This window comes from Cupriavidus sp. WS (genome assembly GCF_000395345.1).
Taxonomy (GTDB): domain Bacteria; phylum Pseudomonadota; class Gammaproteobacteria; order Burkholderiales; family Burkholderiaceae; genus Cupriavidus; species Cupriavidus basilensis_B.
Window position 1 is genome coordinate 1 of sequence record NZ_AQPL01000713.1, and the last position, 697, is coordinate 697.

A 697-nucleotide genomic window follows, 5' to 3' on the forward strand; every position below is an offset into this window, starting at 1 on the left:
AAGAAGTTCGCCGGCATCGACGTCTTCGACATCGAGATCGACGAGAAGGACCCCGAGAAGCTGGTCGAGATCATCGCCTCGCTCGAACCCACCTTCGGCGGCATCAACCTCGAGGACATCAAGGCCCCCGAGTGCTTCTACGTCGAGCGCAAGCTGCGCGAGCGCATGAAGATCCCCGTCTTCCACGATGACCAGCACGGCACCGCCATCGTGGTCGGCGCGGCCGTCATCAACGGCCTCAAGGTGGTCGGCAAGGACATCGGCGAGGTCAAGCTGGTGGCCTCCGGCGCCGGCGCCGCCGCGCTGGCCTGCCTGGACCTGCTGCTCGACCTGGGCATGAAGCTCGAGAACATCTGGGTGACGGACCTGGCCGGCGTGGTCTACGAGGGCCGCACCGAACTGATGGACCCGGAGAAGTCCCGCTTCGCGCAGAAGACCGACAAGCGCAAGCTGGGCGAGGTCATCGACGGCGCCGACATCTTCCTGGGCGTGTCCGCCGCCGGCGTGCTCAAGCAGGACATGGTCCAGCGCATGGCCGACCGCCCGCTGGTGCTGGCGCTGGCCAACCCCAACCCGGAAATCATGCCGGAGCTGGTCAAGGAAGTGCGCCCGGACGCGGTCATCGCCACCGGCCGCACCGACTACCCGAACCAGGTCAACAATGTCCTGTGCTTCCCGTTCATCTTCCGCGGCGCGC

1 protein-coding gene is annotated in these 697 nt (G+C 66.4%); it reads left to right on the forward strand.

Annotated elements, in window-relative coordinates:
* The coding region (locus K206_RS40615; protein WP_043368043.1) for a malic enzyme-like NAD(P)-binding protein at positions 1 to 697 on the forward strand (697 nt) is incomplete at both ends.